This window comes from Rhodococcus sp. NPDC057014 (assembly GCF_042673295.1).
Lineage (GTDB): Bacteria > Actinomycetota > Actinomycetes > Mycobacteriales > Mycobacteriaceae > Rhodococcus_F.
In genome coordinates, this window is sequence record NZ_JBHUSF010000609.1 from 1 (window position 1) to 1,800 (window position 1,800).

Below are 1,800 nucleotides of genomic sequence, written 5' to 3' on the forward strand. Positions count from 1 at the left end.
GTAGAAGAAGACCGCGATCACCATGCCCTGCGCCAGCACGGCGAACGACGGAATCGCGAAGGGGTTGAACCAGGAGAGCGAGAACGGCTGGCTCCCGGCGAACAGCCCGTACGCGCAGAAACCGATCAGCACGACGTACTCGAAGACGAGGAGGTATTTCTGCAGTCGCGCCGCGACCGCGACGCCGCGGACGGCGGTGAACGTCACCGCTCCCAGGATCGTGAGTCCCAGCAACGTCGACTGCAGTGTGGAATCGGGATCGAGGGGGAGTCCGGCGATACTGTGCACGCCGGCCATGCCGCCGAGCTGCAGGATCGCGGACCCGGCGATCGCGGTGGTGTAGGCCATGAACACGACGACGGCGACGATGGCCATCCAGCCGGTCAGGAAGCCCAGCCACGGGCTGAGGCTGCGGCCCACCCAGACGTAGCTGTTGCCGCAGTTGGGTTCGACCCGGTTGAGCCGGGCATATCCGCTGGCAATTCCCAGAATGGGGACGAACGCCAGCAACAGCACCACCGGCATCTGGAGACCGACCACGGCGGCGACGACTCCCAATCCGACACCGATGCTGGTTGTCGCCGCGGTACTCGAGGCGGCGATCGCAATGCCGTCCATGACCCCGAGGGATTTGCGGAAGGCCGTCGCCCTGGGCGCGCCGGCTGCGCCGTCGTTCACTGTTGCCATCTGCGTCGCTTTCGCTCGAAGGGTGGGGAGGGTGCGATGCCACGCGCCGATCCGGACTTGTCATGCCCGGTGCCTGGGCTTTCGCTCCCTGCCTGTGACATGCAACACTGTCGGTGTCGACACGGTCAACGGTGTTGGCATAAGGCAGATGCGAGGGGAGGAGCCCCGGAATTGGCGAAGCAGATGGTCTCGGACTCGCCCAGGAGGAGGCGTAGGCCGACGAAGCAGGGTGTGGTTCTCTCGGAGCAGGCGATCATCGAGACGGCGCTGCGGTTACTCCGGCATCACGGCAGCGCAGGGTTGTCCGCTCGCCGTCTCGGGGCTGCGCTGGGGGCCGACCCGAGCACCCTGTACCGGTACTTTCGCGGCATCGACGACCTGACGTTGGCGATCGCCGACGAGCTGATCGGCCGGTCGTTTCACGGGTGGGAACCCACGGGGGACTGGTGGCGGGACCTGTACGCACTCGGAATACGTTCGCATGCGGCGTATCTGGACCACCCGCAGGCGGCAGTCCTGTCGGCCAGCCGAGTCAGCGGCCGCGCCTCCGAGCAAGCCGTAGTCGACACGATTCTCCGAATACTGCGTGAGGCGGGCTTTCCCGACGGTGCAGCCGTCCGCCTCTACCGCGCGTTCGTGGATCAGATGCTGGCGTTCGCCGCACTCGACGGCGCCGAACTCGCGCTACCCGACGACGTCCGCGAGTCCGACCGGGAACTGTGGCGGTCGTCCTACACGCAACTGCCTGCTGAGACCCACCCGAACATCGCGGCGACCGCGGGACTTCTGGTGGGACTCGCCGACCGCAGTGCGTATCCCGACGCACTCGAACTGTTCCTCGACGGCGCACGCGCCCTGCTACAGCGACTCGACGCGGCGCGGCCCCCGGCGGGCGCGTGACCGACGGCGGACATCGCCCCTCCGGCCGTAGAATTCATCGGGGAGAATCTGATGCGCTCCAGTCGTCGAATCGTGTTGATCGCTGCCGCCCTTGCCGGCGCCGCTGCGGCTGTCGTGGGCGTGTCCGCCGCACGGACCCGGGACGTGCCGCCCCCGGTTGTGGACGGCGAGTTGCGCTTCGACCGGGCGGCGCGCGACGCCGCCGCCGACGAC

At 67.8% G+C, this 1,800-nt stretch carries 2 protein-coding genes; one reads left to right on the top strand and one right to left on the bottom strand.

All coding sequences use genetic code 11. The annotated features are described in order from the left end of the window. A partial coding sequence (locus ACFTZB_RS45390) for an amino acid permease (protein WP_378442523.1) occupies positions 1-687 on the bottom strand: 687 nt, incomplete at its 3' end. A 171-nt stretch (positions 688-858) separates the two neighbouring features. Here ACFTZB_RS45390 and ACFTZB_RS45395 point away from each other — a divergent pair. Then, positions 859-1,587 (top strand): TetR/AcrR family transcriptional regulator, encoded by a 729-nt coding sequence (locus tag ACFTZB_RS45395; RefSeq protein ID WP_378442525.1) that lies wholly within the window; start codon positions 859-861, stop codon positions 1,585-1,587. Positions 1,588-1,800 lie beyond the last annotated feature (213 nt).